The sequence below is a fragment of the Chloroflexota bacterium genome (assembly GCA_020161265.1).
In the GTDB taxonomy this organism is placed as follows: Bacteria; Chloroflexota; Chloroflexia; order Chloroflexales; family Herpetosiphonaceae; genus Herpetosiphon.
Genome location: JAIUOC010000004.1, coordinates 241,331 through 258,594, shown reverse-complemented (window position 1 = coordinate 258,594; position 17,264 = coordinate 241,331). Strand labels below are relative to the sequence as shown.

Below are 17,264 nucleotides of genomic sequence, written 5' to 3'. Positions count from 1 at the left end.
ATCGAGTGTTGCATAGCGCAAAGGAGGCTTGATGATTCCCTCATCACTAAACCCGCCCCAAATCTTCCGCCAAACCGATAAACGCAATGTCCAAGAAGTGCCCTTTGTGGAGCTTGCCGATGGACGTTTGCAAGGCGTGGTTTCGAGTGGCTCGGATATTCAGCGGGTGTATGTGGCATATTTCGAGGCTCGCAGCCTCAATTTTTACTGTAGCACCAACAATAATCGCCCCTGTGGTGGTTTGCGTGGCAGCCCTTGCAAACATCTCACCAATTTGCTGGGCGAAGGCATTAAGCAATTTGGCATCGAAGGCATTTTGAAATATCTGCAATCTGCTCACGATCCAGCCCAAATCAACCATTTGGGCGATTTCTTGCGGATTGTTGGCCATAATACCAATCAAGCTCATGGTGCAATTTTTAGCCGTTTTCTTGGCTCACTCCAATTGCTCGAAATTCCGCTCAGCTCAATGCCACTGCCCGAGATGGATTGGTTTGCAGGGGGCGTGTGATGCTATCAGCGGAATTTAGCGCGAGCAACGATCTCATCCAAGCGATCGATCAACTGTTGTTGGCAGGCTTTACCAATCTCAATCATAGCCATCAAACCAGTTTGCAACGGCTGGCTCAAGTTTACCGCAATACGCCATTTGAGCAGGCGATGCTCAGTGCTGTGACTGATTTGAGTAATGGTGTGTTTCAACCAGCTGCGTTTATGTTGCTGGCGGTTGCCCGTGCAGCGCTGCAAGCCGCCCAGCATGATCAACTTTCGCAGCAAATTCGGGTGCAACTTGGTCGCCCAATCAATGATCAATCAACATCAAAAGCCGTGGTGCTTGCCGCAACTCCGCCCTTGTTGGGTAGCGTGCAGCATTGGCTGACCGATTTAGCAGTAATGGGCTTTTCGCGGCTGGAGCCAGCGATGATCAACGCCTTTACGCCAACCCTCGCCCAACTGCAAACTAACCCCGATTATCTGCGTACTTCGGCGATTCTCTCTGGTTGGCTGCATGAATTGCAACTTCAGCCTGAACAATTGCCATTGTTTCGTTGGAGCGATTTGTGGACGCGAGCCATGCTTTCGACCCTCAGCCTGAATTCAACCCCACCAACTCAACCTGTCAGTGGTACGCTGTACCCCTTGGGCATCGAATGGCGACAACATTCCACACTGGTTAGTCTGGTGGTCTATGCTGTGCTTGAGGCCGATTCTAAGGCTAGTTTGGCTACAATCAGCCAATCGGCCTATAAAGTTGCGGCAATTCAGCAGGATCAATTGTGGTTGCTGTTTCCTGAGTTGAGCCTGTTGTTCGATAGCCTGAGCAGCGCCAAAGCCTTAGTGTTGCGCGATGCAGCGAGCTTGCCGACAGGCCAATTGCTGTGGGATGCGCAGAGCGCTAGTTTGGGTGCTAAATATGATTTGCTGGATGTGGCCGAACGCTATTTTGGCCTGGACCCCAAACAAGCGATTGCCCAAACCCAACTTGCAGCCCAACAACGCCACCCAGTCCATGTGGCCGAGCCAGTTGTTTTGAGCAACTATCAACTCAATCAAACTACCGAAGCTTGCACAATAACCGCTGGCGAACACAGTTTCAAGTTTGAACTTGGTCTAATCAACGGCACTGAAATCGATTTGGCGGTGCTTGAATCGGCTCAGCGTTTGTTTGGTTTGGTGCGCTACGATGCTGGCGAATGGCTGCTGCGACCTTTGGCAACCAGCTTGAAAAAAGGCAAGCCACTATTTATTGGGCTAGAAAACGGCAAAGTTTTCAAGAAAGCGCCCAAAAATAATGCTGTTGGCATTCTCAAAGAGCGTGCTAGCCGCTTGCTCAGGGAGAAATCATGAACCAATCCGAGCTATTAAATCGTCGCCAAGTGCTCTATTGGCGCATGCTCAGCACTATGTTTGGCTACGACCAGCAGGGCGAAAATTTCGACAGCATGAGCCATGAAATTGCCCAAGATTTGGCCTTGCCTGAGTCGATTTTGCATCCAACGCTCTCGCTGGATCAATTGTTTCAACGTTACCCTGAGCTTGAGCCAGAGTTCAACCTGACCGAGCTTGATGATCGCCAAGATCCTACAACTTTGCGCCGTTCGTTAATTATTTCGAAGTTGTTGCTGAATGTCTTTGGACCCCAAACCCAAAAACGCTCGATCAGCGCTGCCGAGTATGCCCAATGGCTCAAAGATGTGGCGCATCTTGAGCGTTGTTTGGGGTTTCAGCCTGGAGCGTTGCGCCAAAGCCAGCCTGGTCAAGGCCAAGCCAGCCAACCTGGTGGTTTGCAAGGTGGGCAGGGCGTTGGCTCAGGCTTCGATCTCTCCGAAGAAGAGTTGCGCCAAGTTATCCAAGGGCTGGAAAAAGATTTGATCAAGCGCATGGCCTTGCGCGAAGTGCTACAAGATAATCGGCTTGCCGCCCAGCTTACGCCTTCGATGGCGGTGGTTGAGCAATTGCTGCGCGATAAAAGCCATCTTTCGGGCAATGCCTTAATCAATGCCAAACGTTTAATCAAGCAATATGTCGATGAATTGGCTGATGTGTTGCGTTTGCAGGTGATGCAAGCCGTTTCAGCCAAAATTGATCGTTCAGTACCACCCAAGCGGGTGTTTCGCAACCTCGATTTGAAACGCACAATTTGGCGCAATCTGACCAATTGGAATTCCAATGAAGGTCGCTTGTATGTCGATCGCTTGTACTATCGCCAAACTGCCAAAAAACGCACACCAATGCGCATGATCGTGGTCGTCGATCAATCTGGCTCAATGGTTGATGCCATGGTGCAATGCACCATTCTGGCTTCGATTTTTGCTGGCTTGCCGCATGTCGATATGCATTTGATTGCTTTCGACACGCGCATGCTTGATCTCACGCCGTGGGTGCACGACCCGTTTGAGGTGTTGCTGCGCACTCAGCTTGGTGGCGGTACAAGCATCAACGAAGCGTTGCTCTTTGCTAGCGAAAAAATTCAAGAGCCACGCAAAACTGCTGTGGTGCTGATCACCGATTTTTACGAAGGTGGTTCGGATCAAGTGCTGTTGGATTCAATCAAATCCATGATCGAATCGGGTGTGCATTTTATTCCAGTCGGGGCGGTCACCAGTTCAGGCTATTTCAGCGTCAACGATTGGTTCCGCACCAAGCTCAAAGAGATGGGTCGGCCAATTTTTGCTGGCAGCCCTCGCAAGCTGATCGAACAAATTAAGCAATTTATTACCTTGTAATGAAGGAGTTGTCATAATGTCTGATACCGTTTTGCGCTTGCCCGCTGAACTCAAATATGCCGAAGAATTGCGCTATTTGGCCGAACGGGATAACGGTCAACGCCCTGCTCGCTGGCAACTTTCGCCCCAGATGGTGCGCACCTTCGTGCTTGGCAGTACCCCTGCTCAAAAGCTTGATCGCGAGATTGCCCAAAAATGGTATGGCGACCCCAGCATTGCCGAGCGGGCGATTGTCACCTTGGCCTCGGATCGCGGTTTGTTGTTGATTGGCGATCCTGGCACGGGCAAAAGCTGGTTGGCCGAATTGCTGGCGGCAGCAGTTTGTGGCGATTCAACCTACGTTGTGCAAGGCACAGCGGGCACAACCGAAGATCAAATTAAATATTCGTGGAATATTGCTATGGTGATTGCCGCTGGCCAATCGCGTGATTCGATGATTCCCTCGCCAATTATGACTAGCATGCAACTTGGTGCGATGGGTCGCTTTGAAGAATTAACCCGTTGTACCAGCGATGTCCAAGATGCGCTGATCTCGATTTTGAGTGAAAAATATATTTCGATTCCTGAATTGCGCAACGATAATGTGGTGTTTGCTAAGCAAGGCTTTAACATCATTGCCACTGCCAACAGCCGTGATCGCGGGGTTAACGACCTTTCGTCGGCACTCAAGCGGCGTTTCAATTTTGTGCATATTCCGGTTGTCACCAACAAAAAGCAAGAACGCGAAATTATTCTGTTTCGCACGACCGAGCTTTTGGAGCGCCAACAAGTGCGAATCGACGTTGCCCCAACCTTGCTCGATGTTTTGCTGCAAACCTTCGCCGATTTGCGCGAAGCCAGTGCCAGTGCTAGCTCCGATGATGCCAAACTTGAATCAGCGCTCTCGACCGCTGAACAAATTGGCGTGCTGGAAGATGCAGTGCTCTATTCGACTTACTTTGGCGAGCAACGCCTCACCCCAGAAATTCTTGGACGCTCGTTGGTAGGCACATTGGTTCGTCGCCGCCCCGAAGATATCGCCGTGATGAACAAATTTTGGCATAGCGTGGTGGCCAAACACAGCGAAAAACACCAAGGTGAATGGCGTGATTTCATGGCTGGCGGTCAGGATGCAATGAAGGTCATCGAGGGGTAAACCCATGCTTGATTCACTAACCCAACAATTAAAGGCCACAGCGGCAGCCTTCAGCGAAGATGCTGAGGCACTGCAACGCTTGCTCCAACGCATGGCCCATGATGTTGAGCGAGCTGAACACGAGCCGCTTGATCTGTTTCCGGTGGCGCATCATTCGCCTGCTTCGGCCTTGCAACTGGTACGCCGCTTGCATCAAAAGCAGCCAAAAGTTATTTATATTGAACTTTGCGAGGATATGCTCGAATTAGTGGGGCATTTGCGCGATTGTAAATTGCCGGTGGCGTTTCAGGCGTTTGCCGCCGAAAGCGAGCTGGTTCCAGCCGAGGCGTTGCCAATTAGCGTGGTTGCCCCGCTGACTGAATCGTCGGCTGAATATCAAGCGATTGCCTATGCCTTAACCCACCCCGAAACCCAATTGGTTTTTGTTGATCGGCCAGTTGATTATGTGTTTCAATGGCAACCCTTGCCAACAATCGACGAAGATGCAACTGATGACGATGATGAGGCTGCCCAACTGCATGGCAAGTCGATTGGGGTGACGATTGGCTCTTTAGAACCGACATTTGACGATTTTCTACATTATTTGCTGCAAAACTCCAACGCACGCCATTTTACCGAGTGGTGGGAGCAATATGTTGAGCGGGTGATTTTGCACGCCGATTATGCCATTTATCGCCAGGTAATGACCTTGGTTGGCAGCTTAATTCACCAACTTGGCCGCAAACCACAGGATGTGATCAACGATCGTTTGCGTGAACGCTATATGTGGACACGCATCAAACAACATTTAGCCGAACATGCGATTGAGCCAAATGAGGCTTTGTATATTTGTGGAGCAGCGCATTTGGCCAGCGATGTGGCCGAATTTGGCACTAACACTGCTGAGCAATGGGCTGAAATGCCCGCCAAAAGCAATACTCAATGGCTGTTTGGGCTGATTCCATCAAGTTTTGTGGCAATTGAGCAACAGTTCAATCATCCACCAGGCACAATTGCCTTGGCCGAATCGACTTGGCGCAAAAGCCTCAAAGCTGTTGATATTAAGCAGTTTCAGCTGAGCAAGGAGCAAAAACCACCCAAAGCTAGTCGCAACAAAGCACCAGCCGTTGCCAGCCAACAACCCCACAATCCGCAGGCCTTGGTCAATTTTCTGGGCATGCCGCCCGAAGTGGCCGAAGCCGATCATGAGCAATTGATCGATTGGTGTGCGCGAATTGTGGGGTTGGCGCGAGAAAATGGCTATCTGGCGAGCACCGCCGACTCAATTGCCATCTATGAAACCGCCTATCTTTTGGCCAATATTCGTAATCGCCGCCAGCCCTCGCCCTACGATTTTCAAGATGCGGCGATCACCTGTTTGGAGAAAGATCGCACGCCACGCAAACGCAATATCAGCCAATTGTGTCGGGTATTGTTGGGCGGCGATCGAGTTGGTACGGTTGGTTATGAATCGCTGCCGCCATTAGCCAAAAATATCTATGATCGATTAGCGCCGTTGAATATCAATCTGTATGCCAAAACCAACCAACGTGCCTTAATGGATTTTAGCCAACGCCCCGATTTGCTTGATAGCTCAGAGTTGCTTTGGCGCTTGAATTATTTGTTGGGTAATTATGTGGTTCAGCCAATCATTGGCGAGCGCAAACTTGGCAGCAAACCACTGCAAGAATCGTGGGAAATTCGAATTGGCAAATACCAACGCGATGTGATTCAACTGGGCTACGAGGGCATTACCTTGGAGCAAGTGCTAGAGCAGCGCATGCGCCAACGCGCTTTTGGCGATGATGCCACTGCGGCCAAAGCGCTGCATACCGCCGAAGCGAGCTTGATGTATTTGCATAGCCCACGCTTTACCGAGGAACTTGGGTTTCACAGCCGTGCCTTGTTGATTCAAGAAACTGGTGTGCAAGATGCCCCCGATATTTTCGACCGTGCTCGCCATTTGGTGCAATATTATCGCACCACGCCTCAAGGCTTGGCGGTTTGGCTCGAATCGTTTGTAGCAACTGGTTATAGCCATTATGCCTCGCTGCTGCCGCAGGCTATCGCTGATCGCGGCACTACGCCCGAAGCCGTGGCAGGCATGTTGGGCTTTATCTTTTCGCTCGAAAGTTTGGCCTTATCGGTTGGCTGCCAGCGCAGCGAATTGCTGATTAGCGTTGAACTGGCTGGCAAGGGCGAGGTTGCCCCCGATAAACTTGGCTTGTTGTGGGTGGCCGAGTGGCTGCTCAATCGGCGCAGTATTCAATCAATGCGTGAATTTTTCGAACATCTCACCGAAGATTCACTAAGTTTGCAAGGGCTGCCAGCCTATCTGAATGGCTTTATTTTGGCCTTGAAATTTGCCCCACGGATTTCGTTGTTCGTGGTTGAACTTTTGAGCCATATCTTCCGAATTGTGCCCGATTCGGTGCTGATTCCATGGTTGCCGGGCTTTATTTTGCAATTACGGCGCAACGCCACAATTCTGGAGCCGTTGATCAAAGAAGCGGCCTTGGTTTTTCCCAGCGATTTGGCTGGCCTTGGTGCGTGGCAACCCAATTGGATGCACGATCAACAACGGCTGCCTGAGGGTGAAATTGCAATCAGCACCGAATTAAGCCCTGACGATCAATTGGCCCATGACTTGCTTTTGGCTCACCCAGCCGGAATGCAGGCCTTGGCTGTGCTGTTGAATATCGGCTAAGGTTTCGAGGATCGGTTGTTGGTGGTCGGGGATCGGGATTTAACGCAGAGGAGAGAGTCTTCAGGGGCTAGGGATCAGGTAATGGGCATAGGATTCTAATCAACTAAATCTGGGGCTAAAAACAAATTTCATGGTTCCAAACTAACCCCTAACTCCTGATCCCTTATCCCTAGCCCCTTCGTGAAGCTACTTTGAGCGCTATAATACAGGCATTCGTTGGTTTTATTAATATTTGGGAGTTGCAACGATGCCACCCTTTAATCAACCAGCCCCACAACTTGGCAATCAATATAGCAATGATCGCCTGCTCCAGTTGTATCTCCGCCGCCGCTTACCCGCCGAAATCCTCACCCAAATCGAACCTGCGCTACAAACAATCGGCGATTTAGCTGGCAACGAGCTGTATCAGTTGCAATTGGCTGATCGTTTGAACGAGCCGCAATTAACTCAATGGGATGCCTGGGGCGAGCGGATTGATCAGATTGTATTGACCCCGCTCTGGCAACGTGCTCAGCAGATCGCCGCCAGTTATGGCCTGATTGCCACAGGCTACGAGCAAACTTTCCATGAATATTCGCGCACTTGTCAATTTGCCTTAGCCTATCTCTTGCATCCATCGAGCGATGTTTATAGTTGCCCCTTGGCGATGACCGACGGTGCTGCCCGAACCTTGCTCCAAGCGGGCAATCAGGCCTTGATCGAACGAGCCATACCGCATTTAACTAGCCGCGATCCTGACCAATTTTGGACGAGCGGCCAGTGGATGACCGAATCGACTGGTGGCTCAGATGTTGGGCTTTCGGAAACGATCGCCCGCCAAGCCGAGGATGGAACTTGGCGTTTGTATGGCCGCAAGTGGTTTAGCTCGGCCACAACCTCGCAAATGGCCTTGACGTTGGCGCGACCAGAGGGCAATCCCGCTGGCGGGCGTGGCTTGGCTTTGTTCTACGTTGAAACCCGTGATCAACGCGGGCGGCTCAATCAGATCGAAGTTAATCGGCTCAAAGATAAATTGGGTACGCGCAAAGTACCAACGGCTGAGCTGAATCTGCTTGGCACGCCAGCAATTCCGGTGCAAGGCTTGCGTGATGGCGTGCGTGCGATTGTGCCGATGTTGCAAATTACCCGCACGTGGAACAGCGTTTCGGCGGTGGGCTTTATGCGGCGTGGCATGGCGCTCGCCCAAGATTATGCCCAAAAACGCTGGGCTTTTGGCTCGTTGCTCAATCAAAAACCCCTGCATGTCGATACCTTGGCTGGTTTGCAGGCCGAGTATGCTGGCGCGTTTTTGCTGACCTTCTATTTAATTGAATTGTTGGGTTTAGATGAAACTGGCCGGAGCACGCCCCAACAGCGACAATTATTAAGATTATTAACATCTATTACCAAATTGACCACCGCTCGCCAAGCAGTAAACCATACCAGCGAGATTATTGAGAGTTTTGGTGGGGCGGGCTATGTTGAGGATACAGGCTTGCCTAGCCTGTTGCGCGATGCGCAAGTGCTTTCGATTTGGGAAGGTACAACCAATGTTTTAGCGCTCGATAGCCTACGAGCACTTAGCGAAGACCCAAGTATTTGGCCCGCATTGCGTGAACAAGTTAATCTGTGGCTGAGCAATGCCCATGAGCCAAGCCTGAGCCAAGCGATTGTGGTGGCGCAAACCGCGCTTGATCAATGCGAACAATGGCTTGCTGAAAGCAGCCTTGATCGACATTTGGCTGAAATGGGGGCACGGCGTTGGGCATTAACCCTTGGGCGAGCATTGGAATTGGCGTTGTTAATCGAACATGCCCAAGCCGCCTTGATTGCCCCGAATGATCGTTGGTTGGTGGCAGCGGCCCGCCGGTTTAGTTGTAGCGCGATTAATTTAATTGCCCCGAGTGATGCTAACGATAACCAAATGTTGCTTAGTTGAGGGCGATAGCTGTAAGAATAATACCTAACATTTTATAACAACCGTATTTCAATAAATGGCGCTAGTACTATGAAAAAGCAGGCTAGCCCTAGTACTGTTGGCTGTTTGCGTGCAACTACAGGCTAGGGTATAGTAGGGCAACTTGTTATTCTTCCCAATCTGCGGCGATGCAAATACTGGTTGTTTTAGCCCATTGAGCCAAAAAGGGTTTTTTCATGAAGGCACTACTTGCGTGGTTAGCTCAGGTTGATCATCCGCTTGAAGATGTGCGGCGACGTGGCCAAATTATTATCAGCGTGATGTGTGCGATCCTTGTTATTGTTGTAATTGCCATTCCTTCCTTGCTCTTTAACCCGAAACCATTGACCTCGGCTGTGGCTTTGGGCTTAGGCTTGGTTTTAGCGGTGGTGGTGATTCCGTTGGCGCGGCGGGGCAAAGTGGCTTTTGCTGGCTGGATTGTGGTGATTACTACCGCCGTGATCGTCTCGATTCCGATGTTTTTACGTGGTGAGACGAGTTATACCTTAGCCTATTTGCTGGTTCCAGTGCTGATTGCTGGAGTTGTGCTGCGGCCTTGGCAAATTTTGATGGTTTTGGTAGGGGCGTGGGTTATTATTGGTGGATTAGCATTTGCCTATCCCACAACTGATCAGGTTGCAACAACTGGCGGTGTCGTAACGCATGCTATCTTAATTACGATGATTGGCTCGGTGATTAGCTTTGTGAATAGCCGGATTACGGTTAATGCGTTTGCTGCGGTTTCTCAAGGTCAGCGCACCATTGAGCAAAATGCCAAGCAATTGGCCGAATTAAATTCCTCGTTAGAAGCCCAAGTCCATGAGCGGACTGCTGACCTTGAAAACGCTCTCATGAAATTGCAAGATCGGGCTAGCACCCAAGAACGCTTGCTTGATGAGATTGAACAGCAGCGTGAAGTGATTCGCGAGATGAGCGTGCCAGTTTTGCCAGTGGCAGCCAAAGTCTTGGTGATGCCATTGATTGGGGCGCTCGACAGTGAACGCCTGACCCGCCTGCAAGAGAATGCCTTACAAGCGGTGCAGCGTCAGTCGATCAAACATTTGGTGCTGGATATTACCGGGGTTGTGGTGGTTGATAGTCAAGTTGCCCAAGGCTTTATTAGCGTGGTGCGCTCAGTTCGCTTGCTTGGCGCTGAAACTATGTTGGTCGGGATTCGACCAGAAGTTGCCCAAGCTATGGTTTCCTTAGGGCTTGAATTGGATTCAATTAGCACTTCAGCAACCTTACAAGAAGGCTTGCAACGCATTCCCAACTATAATTAATCGGGCTTGGCTGCTGGCTCAAACGGTTGGTCCCAACGATTGGCATAGGCTAAAGCCGCTGTGCGTTTGCGCTGCGATGAAGTCCAATCGATCGTTGGGCGGTCGGCGGCCTGCGGGATATAGCCCAAGCGATAGAGCACCATCAAGCTATGTTCATCAGGTATTTGTAACAGCTTGGTGATTTTCTCCCATTGTCCCTCAACTTCCATCGGGGTCGAGATAAATTGCATGCCAATGCCCAACGATGTTGCAGTCAGCCAAATCGTTTGCATCACCGCGCCCAAGGAAAGTAGCGAGTACATGCCCGATAAATCATCAGGTTTGTATTCGCTTTTATCGAGCGTAATCCCTAAAATCAAGGGCGAACCAGCGACTAATTTACGGGCATCTTTGCCGAGCACTTTGGGCACTTGAAATTTGGCCATCAACTCGCCACCACGCTCAGTAAAGATATATTTAGCAAATGGTTTTAAAATTGCTGGCATATTGTCGATCAAGATCCCATCGCCCCGTTGATCAACTTCTTGTTTGGAGAAACGAAAATATTTGCGATAGCGTTGCCAGAAGCGACCCCCAGCCATTAATTTTTGCATCGATTCGCCAGCAATCTCGGCCAATTGCATGCGCGTCGTTTGATCTTGAATCACCACGAAACGCCAAGGCTGCGAATTGAAGTGCGAGGGAGCACAAGCCGCCATCTCCAAAATGGTTTGGACATGGGTGGGGTCGAGTGGGCGATCTTCAAATGGGCCGTTGGTGGTGCGGCGCGAACGAATTGCATCAAGCAAATCCATAGACGACTTCCTTGTCTAAACGGGCGGCCATGGAATTGAGCGCTGCCCATACGAGGCGGGAAATTTGGCACTACTGATTAGGCGGCTAAGTCGTTGGCGTATAGCCTTGATTTCACGCGGATAGAGCAAATTATTCAGTGCGATGGTCAGACTGGTTTCTGGCTCTAAATCTTGATCGAGTTGCTTGAGGTCGGCCAAATCGGCTTCAGCAATTTCCTGCCCAACCCAATCCCAAATTACGGTACGCAACTTATATTCATCGTGAAAGCAGATGCCATGATCAATCGCCCAAATCCGTTGATCATCGTCAACCAACACATGGCCACCCTTGCGATCAGCGTTGTTGATCACAATATCGAACAAGGCCATGCGCTGAAACTCGCGTTCATGGCCTTCTTTCAAGGTAAAAAAATGCTGTTCATAATCGGCATGAATCAGCAATTGCACTGAGCCAACGCCGTGTGGGCCTTCGCGGGTGACGGTTGGCGGCACTAAATGCCAACCCAAGGCATGGCTAATCAAAAATGCAGCAGCCTCGCGTTTGTACAACGTGCCCTGAGGAAAATCCCAGAGCGGGTTTTCGCCACGCTGTGGTTTATAGACAGCCCCAAGCACGAGCTCGCTCTGATCGTCGGCATGGACTTCAACCAAAAACGTATAGTTACTGCTCCATGGCAATAATCCCTGCAATTCCATCCGGCCATCGCGCAGCACTTGCAAGATCGTTGCCAATTCGAGCGCTTGGGGTTGCTCTGATTCGTGATCGCTCATGGGCTACCTCAGTGTTGGGCAAAATGAGGGGTCGGGGGTCAGGGGTTGGGGATCGGGCGTTGGCTAATCCCCATGGCCTGCCCCTAACCCAAACCAGTCTGACCCCTGATCCCTAGCCTCTGATCCCTTTGCTTAAACCTGACCCCTGATCCCCATCCCCCGACCCCTACTTTTACATTTCCGAGGCTTTTTTATTGCCGTGGCCATTTTTCTTGACGCACAGATGGCCTTCATCTTCCATTGGCTGCAAACATTGAGGGCAAATTGGCCGCCCGCCAGTGGTGATAATGTCCATGGCATTGCGACTGAGTGCCTGCATTTGCGCCCGCGTTGCCGAAATCCGCACTCGTCGTGGGTCGTTTTTGCTTTCCTCGGCCTCAGTATTTTGCTGCAAAATTGGGTCGATTTCCTCATCGTCCTCATCATCGGCCAATTGAAATTCTTCGACCTCGATCACCAACAAATCGCTGGTTGGGTCGTAGGCCAACGACATTTGAGCGATGCGAAAGAAGGGATTTAATGGTGGGCGCAGCAGCAATTCGGCGGGTGTTGGCTCCTCGGAAGCATCAGGTCGAGCAACCCCACGCTTATCCAACTCTTCCAAAATATCGTCAATGCGCAAGCAGAGTGCCCGAACCAGCTCTTTTTCGGTGATTAATGAAACCAGATCGCTACCTTTTTGAGCTTGTAAATAAAAGGTGCGTTGGCCTGGTTGACCAACTGCTGCTGCCGTAATATGGCTAACGCGCCGTAAATCGTAGACGAAATCTGACATGCCGAACCTTTCAATTCAGTGCAAGAGAGAGTTTAGTTTAGCCCACAGGCCGTTCAGTTTCTGGCGTAACGTCGTTCGAATCGCTTGAAGCAGGTTTGGCTTCAGGAAAGCTAGGCATTTCGCCAGTGTGATTGACACATAGCACATGTGGCCCGCTATCGTTGACCGAGACAATCGTGACTGAGGCTGGGCTGATAATAATCCGTTGGAATAAATCTAAATGAACCCCCAAATAGTGGGCGATCATCGCTTTGACCACATCGGCATGGGCAAAAACGGCGATCAGATCATCGGGGTGTTGGTGGCGCAAGGCTTCGAGCGCATCGACGACCCGATTTTGCATCTCGCGCAGGGTTTCGCCGCCTGGAATGCGGGTGCCCGATGGAAAGCGCTGAATATTGGCCCAAGTTGGCGTATCAGCTAATTCTTTAATCGTGCGGCCTGTCCACTCGCCAAACTGAATTTCGCCAACACCCGCCAAGATTTGAATGTCGAGGCCGAGCTGCTGGGCAATTGGTTGGGCGGTTTCGACGGCTCGCTCAAGCGGGCTGCTATAGATTGCTTTGATCGGAGCTTTGGCTAAATGTTCAGCCAAGCGTTGGGCTTGATCCTGACCTTCAGCATTCAGATGGACGTTGGGAGTCCAGCCAGCCAAGGCTTTGCCAACCATATCGTTGGTGGCATGGCGAATTAACAAAAACGTCGTCATTGGTATCGATTCCTCCGCTACGACGCACAATACATCGTATTATACGGCGATTTTAAGCCCAATGGAAACCGATATTTTAGCAATGGCACATTTACAACCACAGGATTCTGGCTAGTGATATAGCTAGCTGTATCGGTTGTATATCGCTTTAAGGATCGCTTAAGAACTAGTGTTGAATTATTGAATATGATGAAATAGAGCCAGACAACAAACTCCTACTTCGAAAAACCACCACCCATTATTTATACACATTTGGAGGAAACCATGGCTCATCCACGTCTGGTTCGATTGTTTTCGCTGATTCTCCTGACCGCCTTGACCGTCCAGTTGGTACTGATTCCAAGTGGCGCTGCTGCCCAACGCCAAGGCAAGCAAGCGACACCTGCAAGTGAATTGCCTGCTACCGTGCCAGGTGAAAACTATTACTATCCAGCAAACAGTATCTATCAATATTACTGGTCAACAGTGGTTGATACGGTTTCAACCACTCAAGAGCAAAGCAGTGGTATTCGCAACGATAGCAACAGTTTCAATCTTCAAGGCTATTTGCAAGTCGAACGCTATGCCTACGATAGCTACAGTGCTTACCTACGTGCTCAAGTTGTTAGCCCAGTGATGTACAACAAAACTGAAGCTGGCTGGCAACAGGTCACTGATCCTGAAGTAATTGGGCCAGCTACCGATGCTGAATTAGCCCGCCCCTTCTACTTCCAACAAGATCGCAATGGCACGATCTATGGCCTGTATTTCGATGGTGCTGATACTGAAGATGTGCAAAATATCAAGCGAGCAGCACTTTCGCAGTTGCAAATGTACCTCTTCTACGATCCAAATCCAATCGGCGAGTGCTCATCTGACCCTACCCAAATTCAGTGCTTGCAACCGTATAGCATTGGTGAAAGCGATGTTTCAGGTGTATATACTGCCGATTACACCAGCCGCATGATCGATGCCCAAACGGTTGAAATTACCAAAAAACGTACCGAAAAATCCTACAAGAGCTTCGCTGATCGTTCAATTGCCAATGCTGAAGCAACCAAAATTGAAAGCACCAGCGTTGCAGTCTACGATTTGCGAGCGGGAATCTTGCTCAAAAATACCACGACCCAACGGATTCGCAGCGGCTTCAGCACCGAAAATAGCTTGAATAACTACGAAGGATCGGGCTACGGTATCGAATCGGGAGCTGATTCTGACGATTCAATTCGCTATGACGGCACGATTCCTGGCTTCTTAGAGCCACAATCATTTGAAGGCAAGGCCAGCACCAAATCAATTACCAACCTGATTCGCACAATCGAAGGCAAAGAATACAAATCAGCCGATATTGTCGCCAGCGTAACCAGCAATAAAGCTGATGCTGACCGTGGTTTGGCGGCTGTCGATTTGATGACTGCCTTGAAAGACCTTGCGGCTGCACCTGGCGACCCCAACGCCGTGACCCGCCTCCGCGCAACCTTGAACACCGTTGATGGCGCTTTGACCCAGCTTGATCAACAATTGAGCGGTCGTACCAACCCAGCCTTGCACGAAGGCATCATCGGTGCCTTGACTGGCGTGGTTGATAGCCAAGCTCAAGCCTTGATCGTCAAGCACTTTGTCAATAACCAAAGCCTGAATCAAACCACTCGTACCCAAGCCTTGACTGCTTTGACGGTGGTTGCCGAACCAAGTGCTGAAACCATCAGCGCAGTGCGCAAGTTGGTGCAAGCCAATGGCAGTGATGCCAAGCAAGCCTTGCTGGTTTTGGGCGCAATTGCCAATAATGTGCAGGCCAAACAACCGCAATTGGCTCAAGAACTCAGCCAAATTATCGAAACCAAATTGGCCAAAGCCAAAACCGACCTCGACCGCGACCTAGCCTTGCGAGCCTTGGGCAATGCTGGCCCAGCGACCAACTTGAGCGTTATCAGTGGCTACTTGAGCCATAGCAACGAAATCGTGCGCACCTCGGCAATTGATGCCTTGCGCAAGTTCCCAGCAGCTGAAACCGAAGCCTTGTTGCTGCAAGCCTACACCAGCGAAACCAGCGCTGTTGCTCGCCACACGGCCCGCGAATTGCTCTACGCCAATGGCGATGTTCCAAGCTTGAACGCCTTCGATTGGAACTGGCAAAAGTTTGTTGGTGGCGGCGACCTCAAGGGCGAATTGAAAGCTCGCTTGTACCTGAGCGATGGCCCAGATATTACCGCCCTCGCCCACGGTGAAGCCAAAGCCCATGCCTGGTCGTGGAGCTACAGCTTAGCCGAAGCCAAAGCCACTTCATATGTGCAAACCGAAAATGGCACCAAGTATCGCTACTTTGAAGCCTATGTCAAAGTCTTAGGCAACAACGTCTTTACTCCAATCAAGGAACGGATCGCTTGTGGCATTCAACGCACTGGCAATTTGTATCAAACAACCATCACCTTCTTCTCGCTCACCAAGACCTTTATGGTTGGTCCGATTCCGATTCAGTTGGGCTTGTCGGCCAGTGGCAGCATCTCAATTCCTTGGAAGATTGTTGCAACCGCTTGTGATGTGCCAATCTCAGCTAGCGCTAATGTTTCGATTACGCCAACGGTTTGGGCTTCGGCTAGTGCAACCGCCGCAGTAACTCTGTTCATCGTTCGCGGTGGGGTAGGCATCAACGCCGACTTCCTCAAGACCTCGCTCGAAGCTAAGGCTAGCGCGACCTATCACATTACCAATGGTTTCCACGGCAACTTAGGCCTGAATGTTTCGGTACAACCGTTGGCAGTGCGCATTTTCCTCTGGTATCAATGGCGCAAATGGACGGGTGGCTGGAAGAGCCGCAACGAATGGACGATTTGGAATTGGAGTGCCGCAACCCAAACCTGGCCAATTTGGAACACGAATTTCTAAAGAAGCTTAATGAATGGCCCAAATGCAGTGCTCATGGCACTGCATTTGCTTTTTATCAGGGCAAAAACCTACTCCCTGAGCCAAAAAACCACTTGCATTCTTGGCACGGGTGATATAAGGTAGGTGATATCGCGAATGCTTGTGGTATTACGAGGATACTAAAGCCATGCGGCTGTCTTTCAATTCTGGTGAAGACAGGTAGTGTAAGGAGTAACTCCAAATGCATCAATCGGATTTGATCAAGGCCATTGCGGAAAAATCAGGTTTGAGCCAAGCCCAAGCTGGCAAAGCAGTTAACGCCTTGCTCGAAAGCATCACCGAAGCGTTGGCTGCTGGCGATCGGGTCGTCTTGACTGGCTTTGGGACGTTTGAAGTCCGCGAACGCCAAGCTCGTACTGGCTTCAACCCCAAAACCCGTGAGCCATTGGAAATTCCTGCTACCCGCGCCCCAGCATTCTCGGCTGGTAGCAACTTGAAAAAGGCTGTGACCGAGAAATAAACTTGGTCACCCCCTAAAAACCACGGCTAGGCCAAGCGCTTAGCTGTGGTTTTTTATGCTTGAAAATAGCACAAATGTTTTATATAATCAGCTGTTGTGTTTGTATGAGGAATCTGTATGCAAGTCTATGAACGTGCTGGTTTGACGATTGCAGGCTTGGCGACGCGCACCACCAATCAGGCTGAGGCTGATCCGCGCACGGGCTTGATTGGCCCGCTCTATCAGCGCTTTTTTGGCGAAAATATTAGCCAACAACTGGCTAACGCCGATTTAACCAGCCGCTATGGGGTGTATACCAACTATGCCAGCGATCATCAAGGCGAATATGATCTGATCGTTGGTCATGCTGTGAGTGGCGATCAAACCCTTGGCGATGGCTTAAGTCAGGTTACAATTCCACCCCAACGCTATCTTCGTTGGCAGGGCACAATTACCCAACCGAGCGATGTGATTGGGCTGTGGCTGCAAATTTGGGAGTATTTTAGTCAACCCCAGCCACATCAACGCAGCTATACCGCCGATTTTGAATACTATGATTTTGCCCAGCCTGATCAGGCCGAAATTTGGATTGCAATTCAATAAAT

14 protein-coding genes are annotated in these 17,264 nt (G+C 50.4%); 10 read left to right on the top strand and 4 right to left on the bottom strand.

Annotation, left to right across the window (positions count from 1 at the left end; genetic code table 11):
- The first annotated feature begins 31 nt into the window (after positions 1-31).
- The 7 genes from LCH85_11030 (at position 32) to LCH85_11000 (ending at position 10,267) form a co-directional block, all read left to right on the top strand.
- Complete coding sequence (locus LCH85_11030; protein MCA0352516.1) at positions 32-511, top strand: hypothetical protein; 480 nt, start codon at positions 32-34, stop codon at positions 509-511.
- Positions 511-1,848 (top strand): hypothetical protein, encoded by a 1,338-nt coding sequence (locus LCH85_11025; protein ID MCA0352515.1) that lies wholly within the window; start codon positions 511-513, stop codon positions 1,846-1,848. Before LCH85_11030 ends, LCH85_11025 begins: the two co-directional genes overlap by 1 nt.
- Positions 1,845-3,227: a VWA domain-containing protein gene (locus LCH85_11020; GenBank protein MCA0352514.1), complete on the top strand. Its 1,383-nt coding sequence runs from the start codon at positions 1,845-1,847 to the stop codon at positions 3,225-3,227. The genes LCH85_11025 and LCH85_11020 overlap by 4 nt, the downstream gene beginning before the upstream one ends.
- Before the next feature lie 16 nt (positions 3,228-3,243).
- Positions 3,244-4,362 carry an AAA family ATPase gene (locus LCH85_11015; protein ID MCA0352513.1) on the top strand — a complete coding sequence of 373 codons (1,119 nt, stop codon included), beginning with the start codon at positions 3,244-3,246 and terminating at the stop codon, positions 4,360-4,362.
- Between the two features lie 4 nt (positions 4,363-4,366).
- Complete coding sequence (locus LCH85_11010) at positions 4,367-7,048, top strand: DUF5682 family protein (protein MCA0352512.1); 2,682 nt, start codon at positions 4,367-4,369, stop codon at positions 7,046-7,048.
- Positions 7,049-7,295: 247 nt separating this feature from the next.
- Entirely contained in the window at positions 7,296-8,966 is a 1,671-nt protein-coding gene (locus LCH85_11005; GenBank protein ID MCA0352511.1) for an acyl-CoA dehydrogenase family protein, read from the top strand.
- Positions 8,967-9,181: 215 nt separating this feature from the next.
- The gene (locus tag LCH85_11000; GenBank protein ID MCA0352510.1) at positions 9,182-10,267 is read left to right on the top strand and encodes an STAS domain-containing protein; all 1,086 of its coding nucleotides are present in this window, start codon (positions 9,182-9,184) and stop codon (positions 10,265-10,267) included.
- Here LCH85_11000 and LCH85_10995 read toward each other — a convergent pair.
- The 4 genes from LCH85_10995 to LCH85_10980 all read right to left on the bottom strand — a co-directional run bounded on the left by LCH85_10995 (position 10,264) and on the right by LCH85_10980 (position 13,316).
- Entirely contained in the window at positions 10,264-11,061 is a 798-nt protein-coding gene (locus LCH85_10995) for a nitroreductase family protein (protein ID MCA0352509.1), read from the bottom strand. The genes LCH85_11000 and LCH85_10995 overlap by 4 nt on opposite strands.
- 15 nt (positions 11,062-11,076) lie before the next feature.
- Entirely contained in the window at positions 11,077-11,832 is a 756-nt protein-coding gene (locus LCH85_10990; GenBank protein ID MCA0352508.1) for an SCO1664 family protein, read from the bottom strand.
- 172 nt (positions 11,833-12,004) lie between these two features.
- Positions 12,005-12,607 carry a DUF3090 domain-containing protein gene (locus tag LCH85_10985; protein ID MCA0352507.1) on the bottom strand — a complete coding sequence of 201 codons (603 nt, stop codon included), beginning with the start codon at positions 12,605-12,607 and terminating at the stop codon, positions 12,005-12,007.
- A gap of 37 nt (positions 12,608-12,644) precedes the next feature.
- Positions 12,645-13,316 carry an MSMEG_4193 family putative phosphomutase gene (locus LCH85_10980; protein ID MCA0352506.1) on the bottom strand — a complete coding sequence of 224 codons (672 nt, stop codon included), beginning with the start codon at positions 13,314-13,316 and terminating at the stop codon, positions 12,645-12,647.
- A gap of 264 nt (positions 13,317-13,580) precedes the next feature.
- Between LCH85_10980 and LCH85_10975 the strand changes: the two genes are divergently transcribed.
- The 3 genes from LCH85_10975 (at position 13,581) to LCH85_10965 (ending at position 17,262) form a co-directional block, all read left to right on the top strand.
- Positions 13,581-16,181, top strand: coding sequence for a lipid transporter (locus LCH85_10975; protein ID MCA0352505.1), 2,601 nt, complete (start codon positions 13,581-13,583; stop codon positions 16,179-16,181).
- A gap of 220 nt (positions 16,182-16,401) precedes the next feature.
- Positions 16,402-16,680: an HU family DNA-binding protein gene (locus LCH85_10970; GenBank protein MCA0352504.1), complete on the top strand. Its 279-nt coding sequence runs from the start codon at positions 16,402-16,404 to the stop codon at positions 16,678-16,680.
- A gap of 117 nt (positions 16,681-16,797) precedes the next feature.
- On the top strand, positions 16,798-17,262 hold the full coding sequence (locus LCH85_10965; GenBank protein ID MCA0352503.1) for a GyrI-like domain-containing protein: 465 nt from the start codon (positions 16,798-16,800) through the stop codon (positions 17,260-17,262).
- The last annotated feature ends 2 nt before the right edge of the window (positions 17,263-17,264 follow it).